Annotated in this window: 16 protein-coding genes; 3 read left to right on the top strand and 13 right to left on the bottom strand. The window is 62.9% G+C overall.

The window, feature by feature from the left end; all coding sequences use genetic code 11:
• Position 1: 1 nt before the first annotated feature.
• A complete protein-coding gene (locus KIT10_14360; GenBank protein ID MCW5900444.1) occupies positions 2-484 on the bottom strand; it encodes a DinB family protein in 483 nt (160 codons plus the stop codon).
• Positions 485-578: 94 nt separating this feature from the next.
• Here KIT10_14360 and KIT10_14355 point away from each other — a divergent pair, with 94 nt between their 5' ends.
• On the top strand, positions 579-1,121 hold the full coding sequence (locus KIT10_14355) for a hypothetical protein (GenBank protein ID MCW5900443.1): 543 nt from the start codon (positions 579-581) through the stop codon (positions 1,119-1,121).
• Between the two features lie 5 nt (positions 1,122-1,126).
• On the opposite strand, the gene lhgO is transcribed toward KIT10_14355, so the two are convergent.
• The 12 genes from lhgO to KIT10_14295 all read right to left on the bottom strand — a co-directional run bounded on the left by lhgO (position 1,127) and on the right by KIT10_14295 (position 12,305).
• A complete protein-coding gene (gene lhgO, locus KIT10_14350; protein MCW5900442.1) occupies positions 1,127-2,362 on the bottom strand; it encodes an L-2-hydroxyglutarate oxidase in 1,236 nt (411 codons plus the stop codon).
• 32 nt (positions 2,363-2,394) lie between these two features.
• Positions 2,395-3,726: an MFS transporter gene (locus KIT10_14345; GenBank protein MCW5900441.1), complete on the bottom strand. Its 1,332-nt coding sequence runs from the start codon at positions 3,724-3,726 to the stop codon at positions 2,395-2,397.
• A gap of 123 nt (positions 3,727-3,849) precedes the next feature.
• The gene (locus KIT10_14340) at positions 3,850-5,022 is read right to left on the bottom strand and encodes an OmpA family protein (GenBank protein MCW5900440.1); all 1,173 of its coding nucleotides are present in this window, start codon (positions 5,020-5,022) and stop codon (positions 3,850-3,852) included.
• 173 nt (positions 5,023-5,195) lie between these two features.
• Positions 5,196-5,762 (bottom strand): outer membrane beta-barrel protein, encoded by a 567-nt coding sequence (locus KIT10_14335; GenBank protein MCW5900439.1) that lies wholly within the window; start codon positions 5,760-5,762, stop codon positions 5,196-5,198.
• A 264-nt stretch (positions 5,763-6,026) separates the two neighbouring features.
• Positions 6,027-6,713: a PorT family protein gene (locus KIT10_14330; GenBank protein ID MCW5900438.1), complete on the bottom strand. Its 687-nt coding sequence runs from the start codon at positions 6,711-6,713 to the stop codon at positions 6,027-6,029.
• Between the two features lie 86 nt (positions 6,714-6,799).
• A complete protein-coding gene (locus KIT10_14325) occupies positions 6,800-7,489 on the bottom strand; it encodes a hypothetical protein (protein MCW5900437.1) in 690 nt (229 codons plus the stop codon).
• A gap of 11 nt (positions 7,490-7,500) precedes the next feature.
• On the bottom strand, positions 7,501-9,774 hold the full coding sequence (locus KIT10_14320; GenBank protein MCW5900436.1) for an aconitate hydratase: 2,274 nt from the start codon (positions 9,772-9,774) through the stop codon (positions 7,501-7,503).
• A gap of 150 nt (positions 9,775-9,924) precedes the next feature.
• Positions 9,925-10,683 carry a hypothetical protein gene (locus tag KIT10_14315; GenBank protein MCW5900435.1) on the bottom strand — a complete coding sequence of 253 codons (759 nt, stop codon included), beginning with the start codon at positions 10,681-10,683 and terminating at the stop codon, positions 9,925-9,927.
• A gap of 14 nt (positions 10,684-10,697) precedes the next feature.
• On the bottom strand, positions 10,698-11,081 hold the full coding sequence (locus tag KIT10_14310) for a hypothetical protein (GenBank protein MCW5900434.1): 384 nt from the start codon (positions 11,079-11,081) through the stop codon (positions 10,698-10,700).
• Positions 11,082-11,202: 121 nt separating this feature from the next.
• Positions 11,203-11,649 carry a 50S ribosomal protein L9 gene (rplI, locus tag KIT10_14305; GenBank protein ID MCW5900433.1) on the bottom strand — a complete coding sequence of 149 codons (447 nt, stop codon included), beginning with the start codon at positions 11,647-11,649 and terminating at the stop codon, positions 11,203-11,205.
• A gap of 20 nt (positions 11,650-11,669) precedes the next feature.
• On the bottom strand, positions 11,670-11,936 hold the full coding sequence (gene rpsR, locus KIT10_14300; protein ID MCW5900432.1) for a 30S ribosomal protein S18: 267 nt from the start codon (positions 11,934-11,936) through the stop codon (positions 11,670-11,672).
• Between the two features lie 3 nt (positions 11,937-11,939).
• Positions 11,940-12,305 (bottom strand): 30S ribosomal protein S6, encoded by a 366-nt coding sequence (locus KIT10_14295; GenBank protein MCW5900431.1) that lies wholly within the window; start codon positions 12,303-12,305, stop codon positions 11,940-11,942.
• A 199-nt stretch (positions 12,306-12,504) separates the two neighbouring features.
• On the opposite strand from KIT10_14295, the gene dnaX reads away from it, so the two are divergent.
• Positions 12,505-14,205, top strand: coding sequence for a DNA polymerase III subunit gamma/tau (dnaX, locus tag KIT10_14290; protein MCW5900430.1), 1,701 nt, complete (start codon positions 12,505-12,507; stop codon positions 14,203-14,205).
• Between the two features lie 163 nt (positions 14,206-14,368).
• Complete coding sequence (locus KIT10_14285) at positions 14,369-15,589, top strand: NADP-dependent isocitrate dehydrogenase (GenBank protein MCW5900429.1); 1,221 nt, start codon at positions 14,369-14,371, stop codon at positions 15,587-15,589.
• Positions 15,590-15,620: the final 31 nt, after the last annotated feature.

The following is a 15,620-nucleotide window of genomic DNA, read 5'->3' as shown; positions in this document are numbered from 1 at the left end:
TTCAGCCTTTGGCGATGGAACGTTGGTAGGCCACCAGATCGTTGGCGGGGATCTCCGCGAGGCCCAAGGAACGCATTTGGGTGATCAGCTGGCCCCGGTGTTGGGTGCCGTGGTTGATGCAGTGCATGATCATCTGCCAGGCCGGTTGCCGGTGCGCGTTACCGCGCAGGTCGTGGTACTCTTTCACCATGCGCAACGCGACTTCATCGCATCCCATCACAAGATCATGGAAGCGTTGGAAGTGCTCCTCCGTTCCTGCGATGGAACGATCGCTTGAAGCGGGCCAGGTGGTCGGCGTGCCGGTGAGCCTGCCCCACCAGGTATGTTCGGCGTCGCGGATGTGCGTCAGCGTGGCACGAAGTGTCGGGAAACTGCCCGGCGCGGGCGCATCGAGCGTTTCGTCCGGCTCGCGTTCCAGGCGTCGCACGAAGCGCAAGTTGGCCCACAGGCCATAGTCGGCGTAGTGGTGGATGAGGTCCAGCATGTGGTGGTGGGTGGATAACCTTGTTAACAACGGGTAAAGGAAGCGAAAGGACCCGCCCCCGCATCATGCGGACCTTCGCGAGGACGAAGACCCCATGATCGCCACCATTTTCGGCAAGAAGAAGATCGGCGAGGAGCAGCTCGCGAACCTGTTCGTCAACGCTGTCCTGGAACTGGCTTCCGAAGGCTTCGCGCTGGTCTCCGACGAATTGAACGAATCGCCCGAGTTCGTGGAGCATCCCGGGCTGAAGCCCACGGACGATGAGCCCTTCGCGCGGATCGTGCTGGCGGCCAACCTGATGGAGATGCAGCGGCTGGCGGGTCCGGGCCTGGACCGCCGCCTGTTCGCGCTGTCGGTATCGAAGTTCGCCCAGGCCTTCGACCGCCACGGTGCCGAGGTGGAACAGGAGGTGCGTGATCTGATCGGCCGGATGGAGCGATACAACTATCCGAGCAAGAACACGGTGTACGCCATGGGCAAGGCGATCTTCCATGAGTACGATCTGTTCTGTTTCCAGGACAGCTACTTCCGCGAGCAGCGCGCGCCGAACCCCATCGTGTTGAAGCGCCTCAATGGCCTCATGGGCTATTTCATCTGGAACTGGTCCGAGGTGCTGGAGCAGTACCGGGTCGTCTGACCGGTTCAGCGCACGGGTCCCGCGATCCCCAATTCCTCCGTGGCCATGTCCACCACCCACTGGCCGATGGCCAGCGCGGCGGTGGCGGCCGGCGAAGGGGCGTTCAGCACGTGGATGTGGGCGCCCCGGCGTTCGATGCGGAAGTCGTCCACCATGTGGCCGTCGGTGCCCAGCAGCATGGCGCGCACGCCCGCCCGGCCAGGCTTGATGTCCTCCATGGTGAGGCTTGGGATAAGCCGCTGCAGGGTGCGCAGGAAAAGGCGCTTGCTGAAGGCCCGGCGGTACTCGTTGATGCCGTAGCCCATGTTGCGCAGGAACAGTTTCCAGGTGCCGCCGTAGGTGAGCGCATCCCAGCTGTCGCGCAGGTCGAAGTCGGTCTTGCCGTAACCTTCACGCTTGAAGGTGAACACGGCATTGGGTCCGCACTCCACACTGCCGTCGGTCATGCGGGTGAAGTGGACCCCGAGGAAAGGGAAGCGCGGATCGGGCACCGGATAGATGAGGTTGCGCACCTTGTGCCGCCCCTGGTCCGTGAGGTCGTAGTAGTCGCCGCGGAAGCCCACGATGCGCTCGCGCACCACGGCGCCATCCGACTTGGCGAGGCGATCGCTCTGCAGGCCGCCGCAGAAAATGGCGAAGCGGGCGCGGTGGGTGCCCTTGGAGGTACGCACCACGCTGAGGCCGTCCTGCTGGGCGATGCCCGACACTTCCTCGCCCAACGCCACCCGGCTGGCGGGGTTGATGCCCAGGGCGATACCGGCCATCTTGTTGGTGGCGCCACGGAAATCGATGATGCCCGTGCAACCCACGTGTAGTCCGGCTATGCCCTTGCAGTGCGGCTCGATCTCGCGGATCCCGTTCGCGTCCACCTCACGCATGTCCTCGATGCCGTTGGCGATGCCCGTGCGGTGGATCTTCTCCAGACGGGGCAACTCCTCCTGGTCCGTGGCCACGATGAGCTTGCCGCAGATGTCATGCTTCACACCATGCTCCCGCGCGAAGGCCACCAGTTCACGGCGGCCATGCACGCAGTTCTTCGCCTTGAAGCTGCCGGGCTTGTAGTAGATGCCACTGTGGATGACCCCGCTGTTGTTGCCTGTCTGGTGGGCCGCCAGTTCGCGCTCCTTCTCGAGCAGCAGGATGCGCAGCGCCGGGAAGCGGGATTGGAGTTTGAAGAGGGTGGCGGCGCCGACGATGCCACCGCCCACGATCACCACGTCCCAAGGCTTCTTGTCGTCCATGCCGCGCATTTGTGGCGCGAAGGTAAAGGGCCTCAGGACGCGGCTTCCGCAGGCAGGGCCACCTCGCGGCGCGGCACCAGGAGCAGCAGCACCAGCGCCACCACGAAGAAGCCGCCGATGATGATGACCGTGTTGCGCAGATCGCCGGTGAGCTGGTACACCAGGCCGTAGGCGAAGGTGCCCAGCACGGTGCCCACGTAGAAGCTCACATCGTAGAAGGAGAAGTAGCTGGCGTGGTCGATGGTGTCGGGCAGGAACTTGGCGTAGGTGCTGCGCGAGAGCGCCTGGCTGCCGCCCATCACCAGGCCCACCCCGCAAGCCAGCAGATGGAACTCCCAGGCCCATTGGATGCCATAGGCCCCGGCACACAACGCGATCCAAACGCAACAGCCGATGGTGAGCGCGCCCAGGTTGCCGAAGCGCTTGCTGAGCCATACGAAGAGGTAGGCGCCCACCGCCGCCACCAATTGGATCAGCAGGATGCTGACGATGAGGCTCTGGTCGCTGATGGGCACGATGGCGCCCAACGCGTCGTGGTCCTTCACTTCCTCCTTGGCATAGGTCACGGCCAGGTACATGATGGTCTGGATGCCCATGTTGAAGACGAAGAAGGCCATGAGATAGCCGTTGAGGCGCTTGGTGCTCCGCAATTCGCGCCACACCTTGCGCAACTCGTGGTAGCCGTTCAGCAGGATGTCGCCGGTGGGTTTGCGGCCGTAGGGATTGTCGGGCAGCACCCGGAAGGCCAGTTGCGCGAAGCCCGCCCACCAGACCGCCACGGTGAGGAAGGTGATCCGCGCGGGCAGCCCATCCCGATCCGGTATGCCGAACCACCCGGGCTTCATCACCATCAGCAGGTTCAGCACCAGCAGTATCACACTGCCGAGATAGCCCATGGTGTAGCCTCTCGCACTGACGCGGTCATGGTCCTTGGGCTCGGCGATCTCGGGCAGGAAGGCGTCGTAAAAGATGAGGCTGCCACTGAAGCCCACGCAGGCGAGCATCACCATCAGCAGTCCGATCCACAGGGTGTCCAGGCCGAAGAAGAACAGGCCCGCGCAGGACGCGGCGCCCAGATAGCAGAATGCCTGGAGGAACTTTTTCTTGCTGCCGGTGTGGTCGGCGATACCGCTGAGCACCGGGGTGATCAGGGCCACCAGCAGGAAGCCGGCGCTGAGGGCGTAGGAATACAGCGATTGCGAGGGCAGACCGTGGCGCTCCAGCACCAGATCGGTATCACCATCGTGCGTGATGGCGAGGTAGAAGACCGGGAAGACCGCCGTGGTGATGGTGAGCGAGTAGACCGAATTGGCCCAGTCGTACATCGTCCAGCCACGGATGACCCTGGGGTCGCCCTTCTTCATGGGGGAAATGTAGGGCCTTGCCGTTCACCACGTCATGCGGGCATGTGCTCGGACACCTTCCGCTTTTGCACTTTCCACCTATCGCGCTCTGGAAAGTGGTACAGCAATGGGACCGATCGACTTCTACCGCACCAACTCCACCTCCACCCGCCTGTTCTTGCTCATGGCCACTTCGGTGCCGGCATCGTCGGCCAGTTCCTCGGCGCCCTTCGCGGCGGTGGATATGCGTGAAGCCGGGATGCCCGCTTCGACCAAGGCTTCCTTCACCGCTTCGGCGCGCTCCACGGCCAGCGTTTCCAGGTCCGGGCGCATGCGCATGCGGTCCTTCTCGGTCTCATCGATGAAACCGGTGAGGCGCACCCGGATCGTGGGGTCCTCTTCCATGAACCTGGCCATCTCCTCGATCCAGGATTCCATGGCGGGGTCGATGTTGCGCTGGAAGCGCTTGAAGTAGATCACCATGGCGTCCACACGCTGGGCGGGTTTCATGCCGGGTGTGGTCGCCCCACGGCGGCTGAAGATGTACTCGCTCTCGGCCTTGTCGATCTGCTCGCAGGTGCACTCGGCGGCGCTCTTCACGGGCGTCACGCTCACATCGTCGATGAAGTAGTAGGCGAGCATCTGCTGCGGCCGGTTCTCGCCCTTGGGCCGCTTGGGCTTGGAGGTGTCCGTCTTTTCGGTGGCGGCGAAGTTGCCGATGATCAGGTATTGCTCTTCGCCCTGCGCCTCGTAAACGCCGCACACGCCCTGCCAGCTGAACATGTCGTCGTAGATCTTGTTGCGCAGCACGGGGATCTGCGGATTGTAGGTGAGGTTGGCGGTCTCCTTCTTGGCCACCTGGATCTTGCTGAGGTAGGCGCCCAGTTCGTTGGTGGCGTACTTGCTCAGATCACCGAGGCTCACGTAATACTTCACGCAGTATTTCTGGCCCTTGCGCATGGGCGTCTTCAACTTGGCCGACAGATAGCTGCGCGGCTGCTTGTTCTGGTAGCTCCACCACAGCACGCCGGCGTAGTTCACGCCGCTCAGGGCGCTTTGATCGCCGAACTGGTTGCGCGGTGCGCTCACCGGGGAGCCGGCCACCGTTTCACTGAACAGGTCGGCGGGCACACCCGTGGGACTCTTCCAGCCCTTGGCCATCTCGATGGAACCCAAGCGCTTGAGCTTGCCGTCCATCTCCTCGAAGCTGCCGTTCAGGATGAGGTTCTCGTCCTTCTTCTCATCGTCCTGCGCGTGGATGGCATAGGGCAGGCAGGCCATGGCCAGGAGAAGGGTGAGCGTATGCGTGTGTTTCATGGATCGTGGTCTGGTGGCGTGGGGCCTTCTGGAAGGCGCGCCAAGTTAGCGACGGGCATGCACAGGGCGAAGGCCGGATGACCTTTGCGGCGGCGTTGCCAATGCCATGCCGATCGGTGGAAAACGAACGGGGCGGCCAGTGGCCGCCCCGTTGAAGAAGTATTGGGCCTGCACTACTTCAGGCTCAGGATGTAACCCACACGGAGACCGATGTAGGTGGAGGACGAGGTGCCATCCGGCGCGTCGCTGTCGGGCGAGATCGAATTGTAACGAAGTCCGATATCGAGCTTCTCCAATTGGTAACCCGCTCCAATGGCCCAGCTGAAGTTCGAACTGGAATTCGTGGTGCCCTCGATCTTGCCAAAGGGGCCGAGATCGATGTCCTCGGTGGTCACACTGGAACTATGCACACCCACCTGCGCATGGCCATACAAACCTGCCTGCTGCTCGGAGAAATAGTACTTGAGGCCCACTTGGATCGGCATCATCGATGCGCTCTTGATGAAGTCACTCAGGTCGCTGTCCACCATCAAGATCTGGTAGCTCAACTGTGCGGTGATGCCCAGGTTGTCCCCGACCGGAAGCTCAAAGCCAACGGCAGGACCGATACCCAAGGTGTAAGCATCACCGAAATCACCCATGGGGAGGGCCAGGTCCAAGCCGAAGGAGAGCTGGTTGGACTGGGCCATCATGCCCCCGGCCATCACCAGGGCCATGCCTGAAAGGATCAACTTCTTCATTGTCTGTTTGGTTTGGTTGAGTGCTAAGGAACGCGTCAAACATAGGCCATCCACCGATCCTATGGCATGCTTGGGATCACGATGAGCGCCTTTTTATTCACCGGACCCGGTGGAAGGGCCCCGTATGCCCTGCGGGAGTAGGCCCTCCACGGGCATCACATCATCATGCGAGGGCCCTATCAATGGCCGTTGCCATGTGGACCGCCCAAGTGGGGGTCGGTTCCAGGTATCAGCCATCCAAGCCAAGGCATTGCCACGGACCGTTCAGCCGCGCTTGAAGGCCCATCCCACGGACAACTGGATCAAACGCTGCTTGGTGCGTATGATGTCCGTGTCCTCCTGCAGGGGTGTGAAGCCGTTCCAGAAGCGCAAGCCCAGGTCCATACCGTTGTCCAAGCGGTAGCCCAGGCCGATCACCCCGGCGAACTCCACCGCGTTCAGGCCATCCGTGCTGCTGGTGGTGGCATCCAGGCTGGTGGTCACCGTGTTGCCGTCGGTGGTGACGCGCTGTGTGCCGGTCACCTTCACCTGGTTGCCCAACAACAAGCCCATGGCCGGACCCGCCTGCAGCGTGAGACACTCGCCCAGCCGGCGGCCGATGAGCACGGGCACCTCCAGGTAGCTGAGCGTGCCGCGTGCATCGCTTTCGATCGCGGTGGTGGTGCCACCCATGCCTATGGTGCTGCTGATCTCCCTGCGTGTGAGGCGGGTGCTGTAGAGCGCCTCGGGACGCAACAGCCACCGATCGCCCAAGGAGAATTCCGCGAACAGGCCCGCGTGCCAACCCAGGCCGTTGTCCCCATCGGGCCGTTCCATGCCGGCGGGCGCCTTGTCACCCGGACGTGCGTCCTGGAAGTGGTAGTTGAGGCCGGCCTTGCCGCCGAGGTCGAATTGTGCGTGCGCCGACAAGATGCCGAGCGCGATGGATGCGATGATCGTCAGGGTTCTCATGGTAAGCTTGTTCGGATGGCGCGGGCCAAGACCAAGTCCATGCCGAAACCAGCCTGCGTGATGATGTACCGTTGAAGCCGGGATGCTCAGTGGCTCGTATCACCCCCGCCTTGGGCACCCACCAGCACGAAGATCAACCCCGCTTCCACCGTGCGCCAATGGGTGGTACGCCGATAGACGCGATCCGGTGTCCAGATGGACTGCTCGCGCATGGGCGCTGCCTGATGCAGGTAGCGCAAAGAGAGACCCACGCGCCGCACCGGCCACAGGTCCAACTGCCCCATCCATTCCATGGCCGCGACCTTCACCGGCGCGGAATGGTTGTCGCCCCAAGGGTTGCTGGTCTGGTCCAACACTTTCAGCACTTGCATGCCCGCCGACAGGGAGACCCAGCGGATGGGCATGTACTCCACGGCCATGGGCACACCCAGCATGGCCATCCGTGTGAATTGACGATTTGGCGAGTAGCCGCTCTGCTGGGAGTTGATGGGTGTCCGGTAGTCGAAGGTGAGGGAGCCGAACTCCCGTGAGAAGACCCGTGCGCCGATCCGCAAAGCGAACGTGCGTGAAATGGGAGCGCGGAGCAGGAGACCACCACTCAGTGCTTCACCCTCCTGCCAATACGTGTCGAAATACTGGTAGTCGTCTCCGGAGGCAGTGAACCAGGTTCGGCCCCAGCCTGCTTCCAACAGCAACTGTGGACGGGCGCGGGTACTGTCCTGCCCATGCCCCACCAAGGACATGGCCAGCAAGCTGACGACGGCCAGGCTGCGCATGGATGGCACGGCTACACCCCCTGCTGCGCCCGGATGATGTTCAATGCACTGCCTGCCTTGAACCACTCCACCTGCTGTGCATTGTAAGTGTGTGCGCACTTGATGCTGTCGCTGCTGCCATCGCTGTGCTTGAACACCAGCGTGAGCGGTTTGCCCGGAGCGAATGCCGTGAGGTCGGCGAAGTCCACGCGGTCGTCCTCCTGGATCTTGTCGTAATCGTCCTCGTTGTTGAAGGTGAGGGCGAGCATGCCCTGCTTCTTCAGGTTGGTCTCGTGGATGCGGGCGAAGCTCTTCACCAGCACGGCCCGCACCCCGAGGTGGCGCGGCTGCATGGCGGCGTGCTCCCGGCTGCTGCCTTCACCGTAGTTGTGGTCGCCCACCACGATGCTCGGCACCCCGGCGGCCTTGTAGGCACGCTGCGTATCGGGCACCTTGCCATACGCGCCGGTCAGCTGGTTCTTCACCTTGTCGGCCTCGCTGTTGAAGGCGTTGATCGCACCGGTGAGCGTGTTGTTGCTGATGTTGTCCAGGTGGCCGCGGTAACGCAGCCAGGGGCCTGCCATGCTGATGTGGTCGGTGGTGCACTTGCCCTGGGCCTTGATCAGCAGCACGGCGCCGGTGATGTTCTTCCCGTCCCAGGCGGGGAAGGGCTCCAACAACTGCAGCCGCTCGCTGCCGGGCTTCACGATCACCTGCACACCGCTGCCGTCCTCGGCGGGGGCCTTGTAGCCGGCGTCCTTCACATCGAAGCCCATGGGCGGCAGCTCGATGCCCTGAGGCTCATCGAGCTTCACGGCCTGGCCCTCTTCGTTCACCAAGGTGTCGGTGAGCGGATTGAAGGTGAGGTCGCCGGCGATGGCGAAGGCGGTGACGATCTCCGGGCTGGCCACGAAGGCGTGCGTATTGGGGTTGCCGTCGTTGCGCTTGGCGAAGTTGCGGTTGAAGCTGGTGATGATCGAGTTCTTGCGGTTCGGGTCGTCGCTGTGGCGCGCCCACTGGCCGATGCAGGGTCCGCAGGCGTTGGCCAGCACCACGCCGCCGATGGCATCGAACTTCTTCAGCAGGCCATCGCGCTCGGCGGTGTAGCGCACCTGCTCGCTCCCGGGAGTGATGGTGTACTCCGCCTTCGCTTTCAACTTCTTGTCCACGGCCTGCTGGGCGAGCGAGGCGGCGCGCGTAAGATCCTCGTAGCTGCTGTTGGTACAGCTGCCGATCAGACCCACTTCGAGCTTGGCCGGCCAGCCGTTCTTCTTCACCGCCGCCGCGAACTCACTGATCGGATGCGCCAGGTCGGGCGTGAAGGGACCGTTCACGTGCGGCTCCAGCGTGCTGAGGTCGATCTCGATCACCTGGTCGAAGTACTTGGCGGGATCGGCGTAGACCTCGGGGTCGCCCTGCAGATGCTCGGCGATCTTGTCGGCCATGGCAGCGACTTCCGCACGGCCGGTGCCCTTCAGGTAGCGCCGCATGCTGTCGTCGTAGCTGAAGGTGCTGGTGGTGGCCCCGATCTCGGCGCCCATGTTGGCGATGGTGCCCTTGCCGGTGCAGCTCATGCTCTCGGCGCCCGGTCCGAAGTACTCCACGATGGCCCCGGTGCCACCCTTCACGGTGAGTATGCCGGCCACCTTCAGGATCACGTCCTTGGCGCTGGTCCAGCCGCTCATCTTCCCGGTGAGCTTCACGCCGATCAGCTTGGGCCACTTCAGCTCCCACGCCAGGCCGCTCATCACGTCGCAGGCATCGGCCCCGCCCACGCCGATGGCGATCATGCCCAGTCCGCCGGCGTTCACCGTGTGGCTGTCGGTGCCGATCATCATGCCGCCGGGGAAGGCGTACTGCTCCAACACCACCTGGTGGATGATACCGGCGCCGGGCTTCCAGAAACCGATGCCATACTTGTTGCTGATGCTCTCCAGGAAGTTGAAGACCTCGTTGCTCTTGTTGAGCGCCTCCTGCAGGTCCTCCTTCGCACCCACACGGGCCTGGATCAAGTGGTCGCAGTGCACGGTGCTGGGCACGGCCACCTTCTTGCGGCCGGTTGTGCTGAATTGCAGCAGGGCCATCTGGGCGGTGGCGTCCTGCATGGCCACGCGGTCCGGTGCGAAATCGACGTAGTCCTGGCCACGGCCAAAGGCGGACTTCGCATCACCATCCCACAGGTGGCTGTAGAGGATCTTTTCGGTGAGCGTAAGCGGTCGACCCAGGACCTTGCGGGCGGCTGCCACGCGTGCGGGATAGCGGTCGTAAACCGCCTTGATCATGTCGAGGTCGAAGGTCTGGCTCATTTGGTCTGATGTCTTTCGATGGTGCCTTGGAATGGCGCCGCAAAGGTAACCGGGGCGGTGGGAAGCGATGGGCGGTGGGATGTGCCATGAACAAAGCGGGCGCCCCGTTGCCGGAGCGCCCGCCTTTCAATGGGTATGTTGGCCGGTCACTCAGTGGGCGGATATCGCGGTCACCAGGTTGTCCATCATCGCTTGGGCGTTGGCCCCACCGCCATGGCCCACGGGGTTGGCCAGGAGGTCCAGTCCCATCAACAGCATGTTCACGTCCACTTGGGCTTCCAGGGTGTGCGTCTGGCCGGCCATCGCATCCATATGCATGTGCATGTGCTTCTCCCGGCGCAGGGCCAGCGTGGCACAATGGTACTCGAAGCCCTGGTCCACGCCAGGATCGAAGCTGCCATTGCCATTGACGTCCACGTAGCCTTCCGCCTTCAGGAAGATGTAGCCGGCCGTGGGGTTCCAGAACCAATGCATGTTCGGCTGGTCCAACGGATAAGGGGCCTGCATGGGGTCGGCGTGGTTCGTGGCACTGTCCAGGCCGAGCACCAGATGCACCTCGTGGACATGGCCGGGCGGCATGGTGCCCAAGGTGAAAGTGTTGTTGCTCGAGGCGGCATCCACCAGCAACACCTTGTTGTGGAACTCCGCCACTTGGGCGCCGTCATCATTGGTGAGGTGAAAGTCACTGGCGTAGAACTTCAGGAAGGTGAAACGGACGGGATTGCCGGCACCATCCTGATAGGTGTTGTTGATGTTGAAGTCCGCCAAGCCGCTCTTCCAGTGGAAGGCCATGCGGATGGTGGCCTCGGTGGGCGTGGGATCCGGTGTGGGTGGAAGTGGCTCGTCCTTCTTGCAGGCGGTGAGCGTCAGCAGGGTGATGGCCGTGATGGCCAAAAGGAACTTGTTCATGTGCTTATGAGCGTTCAGTTTCGGTTGAAATTGTAGGAGATCCCCGAGACGATGCGTTCGCGGTTGGGGACCATCAACTGGCCCAGGTCGTGGGCCATGGCTTTCTGGAACATGGCCTGGAAGCCCCAGGAGCGCCACCACATGCGGAAACCCACATGGGCGAAAAATGTGGAACCACCGGTGCCGGCCACGTGGTCGATACCCTCCACGTCGCGGCCGGTTAGTTCGTGGTACACACCGAAAGAGGGCATCAGTTTGGTGCTCCCACCCAGATCCCAGCGGCGGAAGAATTCGGCGGTGGTGCTCATGCCGTGGCCTATCCGGTAGGCTTGGGCATTGCTGCCATTGGCCCTGCCGATCATGGTGAAGGCAGCGCCGTGGCGGCCGCGGCGCCTCATACCGGGGGGCCAAGGTATCATGGCCTGCATGCGGGTCCCTGATCGCGGTCAAGTATCCGCAGGCGGAAACGTAAGGAGCGGGCCGTGGCCCGCTCCTTCGGATCTTCTCAGGACGGATCGGTCACTCCTCCACCACCACGAAGGGGATGGTGCGAACCACCTCGCGATGGAAGGTCACCTCGGCCTCGTACTTGCCGGTGGTCTTGATCGTATCGCCCTTGATCTTGATGTTCTTGCGGTCCACCTCGAAGCCGAGCGCCTTGATGGCGTCGGCCAGCATGATGGTGTTGACACTGCCGAAGATCTTGCCGCTCTCGCCCACCTTGGCGCCGATGCGGAGTTCCTTGTCCATGAGGTTGTTGGCCATCTTCTCGGCCGCCTCGCGGATCTTGGTCTCCTTGTGGGCGCGCTGGCGGAGGGTCTCGGCCAGCTGTTTCTTCTCCCCTGCGGTGGCCGGCACGGCAAGGCCGCGCGGCATCAGGTAGTTGCGGGCGTACCCGTCGCGCACCTTCACCACGTCGTTGGCGTAGCCCAGGTGCTCCACGTCTTGTTTCAGGATCACTTCCATGGTCGTAGGCGTGTCGGGTGTCACTTCATCATGTCGGCCACATAGGGCATCAGCGCCAGATGGCGGCTGCGCTTGATGGCCTGGCCCACCTTCCGCTGGAACTTCAGGCTTGTGCCCGTGAGGCGGCGGGGCAGGATCTTGCCCTGTTCGTTCACGAAGCGCAGCAGGAAGTCGGCGTCCTTGTAGTCCACGTAAGTAATGCCCATCTTCTTGAAGCGGCAGTACTTGTCCTTCTTGGTCTCGATCGCGATCGGCGTGAGATAGCGGATCTCGCTGTTGTCGGCCATGGCTCAGGCGTTGGTGGTCTCTGCGTTCTCCTTCTCGGCGCGCTGCTTGTTGCGGCGGCGCTCGGCGAATGCCACGTGATGCTTGTCCATCTTCGTGGTGAGGAACCGGATCACGCGCTCGTCGCGCCGGTACTCGGTCTCGAGCTTGGCCACGAGCGAAGGCTCGCTTTCGAACTCGATCAGGTGGTAGAAGCCCGTGGACTTCTTCTGGATGGGATAGGCCAGCTTGCGCATCCCCCAGCTCTCTTCGTGGCGGACCTTGCCACTGCCTGCTTTGATCAGGTCTTTGAATTTTTTGACCGCCTCCTTTGTCTGGTCCTCGGACAAAACGGGAGTAAGGATGAAGACGGCCTCGTACCGGTTGGTCATGTGACTTTCGGTGGAATTGGGCCGCGAATGTAGGGTTATTTGGTGGAACGAGAGGAAGTTGTGCTGTTGGATGTTGAAGCCGGCAGGCAGGCAGGCAGCGTCGCAGGCCGGCCACCCCCCCCTTGGACCGCAACACCCCTGCCCCCTGACTTCTCGATCCTCAACCTCACTCACCCCCACCTATCTTCGCCGCCACCCCATGGACCGTTTCGTCGTCAGTGCCCGCAAATACCGCCCCGCCACCTTCGATGCGGTGGTGGGCCAGGAGGCCGTCACCAGCACCCTGAAGAATGCCATCCGCAGCGGGCACCTGGCCCAGGCCTTCCTGTTCACCGGCCCCCGGGGGGTGGGCAAGACCACCTGCGCCCGCATTCTGGCCAGCACGGTGAATTGTGAGGATCTGGGCGAAGACCTTGTCGCCTGCGGTACCTGCCCACCCTGCAAGGGATTCAAGGAGGGCCATTCGATGAGCATCTTCGAACTCGACGCTGCCAGCAACAACAGCGTGGACAACATCCGGGACCTGATCCTGCAGGTGTCCATCGCCCCCCAGGTGGGCACCAAGAAGGTCTACATCATCGACGAGGTGCACATGCTCAGCCAGGCGGCCTTCAACGCCTTCCTGAAGACCCTGGAGGAACCCCCCTCCTATGCCATCTTCATTCTGGCCACCACCGAGAAGCACAAGATCCTGCCGACCATTCTGAGCCGTTGCCAGGTGTTCGACTTCCGGCGGATCTCCGTGGGTGATATCGCCCGGCATCTGGCGGGTGTGGCCAAGGCGGAAGGCGTGGAAGCCGAACCGCAAGCACTGCACACCATCGCCGTCAAGGCCGACGGCGGCCTGCGCGACGCCCTGAGCATCTTCGACCAGCTGGTGAGCGCCACCGGCGACCGCCTGACCTACCAGGACGTGGTGCGCAACCTGAACGTGCTGGACCACGAGCACTACTTCCGCATCACAGGGGACATGATCTCGGGCGATGCCGCCGGCGCCCTGGTGGAATTCAACGCGATCCTGCAGCAGGGCTTCGACGGGCACCTGTTCGTCACCGGCCTGGCGCGGCACCTGCGCGACCTGCTTGTTTGCCAGGACCCCCGGACGCTGGAATTGCTGGAGGTGAGCGAGGACCTGCGTGCGCGCTATGCCCAGCAGGCTTCCCAAGCCCCGCGTGCACTGCTGGTGAAAGGGCTGGAACTCCTGGCCCAGGTGGATGCCCAGTACAAGTCCAGCAAGGAACCACGTCTGCTGGTGGAACTTGCCCTGATCCAAGCCTGCCAAGGCCCGGCCACCGCTTCGGTGGAAGCTCCGCCGGCCGTTGAAAAAAAAAGTCCTGACGGCAACGGGTCCGGGGCGGTAGGCGCTCCACCCAAGCCCGCACAGGTGCCCGTGGCGCAGGAACCCGCGCCGGTAGCGCCTGCCTATGTGCCCAAGCGGCGCATGGCCGGCCAGGTGAGCATCAAAGCGGTGCCTGTGGAAACCGCGCAGGCCGTGGCCCTGGAAGCCGATCACGAGGGCGCCATGCCTACCAGCGACAAGGCGGTGAACCCCGCGCTGCTGATGAAGGTGTGGAACGATTACGCCCTGCAGCAGAAAGCCAAAGGCCGCAACAGCCTGCACGCCACCCTGGTGGCCCACGAGCCACAAGTGGCCGGACCCGGCCGGGTGAGCTTCACCATCGTGAACGAGGTGCAGGAGAACTACCTCCGCACCGAACGGCCCGACCTGCTGGGCTACCTGCGCCGCGCCATGGGCGACCCCGGCCTGGAACTGGAGGTGACCAAGGTGGAGACGATCGTCAAACCACGCGGTACGCCGAAGGAACGTTTCCAGCTGATGGCCGAGCGCAACCCTGCCGTGACCACGCTCAGGGATGTACTGGACCTGGATCTGGGGTGAAGGGCGGTCGGGTGTTGAGCAGCTGAGGGATCGCTGATCGACTTCTCCAGCGATCGGGCTGCGCCCGCATCAAACCACTTTCTGGGGATGGGTATTTTCGCCGCGCCATGCTGAATGGCCTTTAGCAAATACCAACCTCCAACCCCCCAACTTCTTCCTGAGCATGTCAAAGATCAAAGTGGCCAAACCCGTGGTGGAACTCGATGGCGATGAAATGACCCGCATCATCTGGCGGTGGATCAAGGAACAACTCATCCTGCCCCATGTGGAGGTGCCCATCGAGTACTACGACCTGGGCATGGAACACCGCGATGCCACCAACGACCAGGTGACCATCGACGCCGCCAACGCGATCAAGAAACATGGCGTGGGGATCAAGTGCGCCACCATCACGCCCGATGAAGCGCGCGTAGAGGAGTTCGGCCTGAAACAGATGTGGAAGAGTCCGAACGGCACCATTCGCAACATCCTGGGAGGAACGGTCTTCCGCGAGCCCATCGTCATCAGCAACATTCCCCGCCTGGTGCCGGGTTGGACCCAGCCCATCGTCATCGGCCGCCATGCCTTCGGCGACCAGTACCGCGCCACCGACGCGGTGATCAAAGGCAAGGGCAAGCTCACCATGACCTTCACACCGGAGAACGGTGCACCTGTCACATGGGAGGTGTACGACTTCAAGGGCGATGGGGTGGCGCTGAGCATGTACAACACCGACGAGAGCATCGCCGGTTTCGCGCGCAGCTGCATGAACCTTGCGCTGCAGAAGAAGTGGCCCCTCTACCTAAGCACCAAGAACACCATCCTGAAGAAATACGACGGCCGCTTCAAGGACATCTTCCAGGACATCTACGAGCAGGAGTTCAAAGCCGCCTACAAGGAGGCCGGCATCACCTATGAGCACCGCCTGATCGACGACATGGTGGCTGCGGCCATGAAGTGGAGTGGTGGTTTCGTGTGGGCCTGCAAGAACTACGACGGCGACGTGCAGAGCGACACCGTGGCGCAGGGCTTCGGATCGTTGGGCCTGATGACCAGCGTGCTGATCACCCCCGACGGCAAGACCATGGAGGCCGAGGCCGCGCACGGCACCGTGACGCGCCATTACCGCCAGCACCAGCAGGGCAAGCCCACCAGCACCAACCCCATCGCCAGCATCTTCGCCTGGACGCGCGGCCTGGCATTCCGCGGCAAGCTGGACGGCAACACCGCGTTGATCGATTTCTCCTCCAAACTGGAGGCGGTGTGCATCCGCACCGTGGAGAGCGGCAAAATGACCAAGGACCTGGCGATGTGCATCCACGGCGATGACACCAGGCCGGAGCACTACCTCACCACAGAGCACTTCATGGCCGCACTGCGCGAGGAACTCGATCGCAGCATGTGAGAAGCGGGACCCCATCAGCCGGTGGACGGGT

This window comes from Flavobacteriales bacterium (assembly GCA_026129465.1).
Classification (GTDB): Bacteria; Bacteroidota; Bacteroidia; order Flavobacteriales_F; family PHOS-HE28; genus PHOS-HE28.
Note: the sequence above shows the minus strand (reverse complement) of the source record. Positions and strands in the feature narration are given on the sequence as shown.

Coding starts and splice junctions, on each gene's coding strand:
- KIT10_14345 (MCW5900441.1), bottom strand. CDS start 3,726: ATGAAGAAGGGCGACCCCAGGGTCATCCGTGGCTGGACGATGTACGAC.
- KIT10_14285 (MCW5900429.1), top strand. CDS start 14,369: ATGTCAAAGATCAAAGTGGCCAAACCCGTGGTGGAACTCGATGGCGAT.
- KIT10_14325 (MCW5900437.1), bottom strand. CDS start 7,489: ATGCGCAGCCTGGCCGTCGTCAGCTTGCTGGCCATGTCCTTGGTGGGG.
- KIT10_14335 (MCW5900439.1), bottom strand. CDS start 5,762: ATGAAGAAGTTGATCCTTTCAGGCATGGCCCTGGTGATGGCCGGGGGC.
- KIT10_14320 (MCW5900436.1), bottom strand. CDS start 9,774: ATGAGCCAGACCTTCGACCTCGACATGATCAAGGCGGTTTACGACCGC.
- KIT10_14355 (MCW5900443.1), top strand. CDS start 579: ATGATCGCCACCATTTTCGGCAAGAAGAAGATCGGCGAGGAGCAGCTC.
- KIT10_14310 (MCW5900434.1), bottom strand. CDS start 11,081: ATGAGGCGCCGCGGCCGCCACGGCGCTGCCTTCACCATGATCGGCAGG.
- rplI (MCW5900433.1), bottom strand. CDS start 11,649: ATGGAAGTGATCCTGAAACAAGACGTGGAGCACCTGGGCTACGCCAAC.
- dnaX (MCW5900430.1), top strand. CDS start 12,505: ATGGACCGTTTCGTCGTCAGTGCCCGCAAATACCGCCCCGCCACCTTC.
- KIT10_14360 (MCW5900444.1), bottom strand. CDS start 484: ATGCTGGACCTCATCCACCACTACGCCGACTATGGCCTGTGGGCCAAC.
- rpsR (MCW5900432.1), bottom strand. CDS start 11,936: ATGGCCGACAACAGCGAGATCCGCTATCTCACGCCGATCGCGATCGAG.
- KIT10_14330 (MCW5900438.1), bottom strand. CDS start 6,713: ATGAGAACCCTGACGATCATCGCATCCATCGCGCTCGGCATCTTGTCG.
- KIT10_14315 (MCW5900435.1), bottom strand. CDS start 10,683: ATGAACAAGTTCCTTTTGGCCATCACGGCCATCACCCTGCTGACGCTC.
- lhgO (MCW5900442.1), bottom strand. CDS start 2,362: ATGGACGACAAGAAGCCTTGGGACGTGGTGATCGTGGGCGGTGGCATC.
- KIT10_14295 (MCW5900431.1), bottom strand. CDS start 12,305: ATGACCAACCGGTACGAGGCCGTCTTCATCCTTACTCCCGTTTTGTCC.
- KIT10_14340 (MCW5900440.1), bottom strand. CDS start 5,022: ATGAAACACACGCATACGCTCACCCTTCTCCTGGCCATGGCCTGCCTG.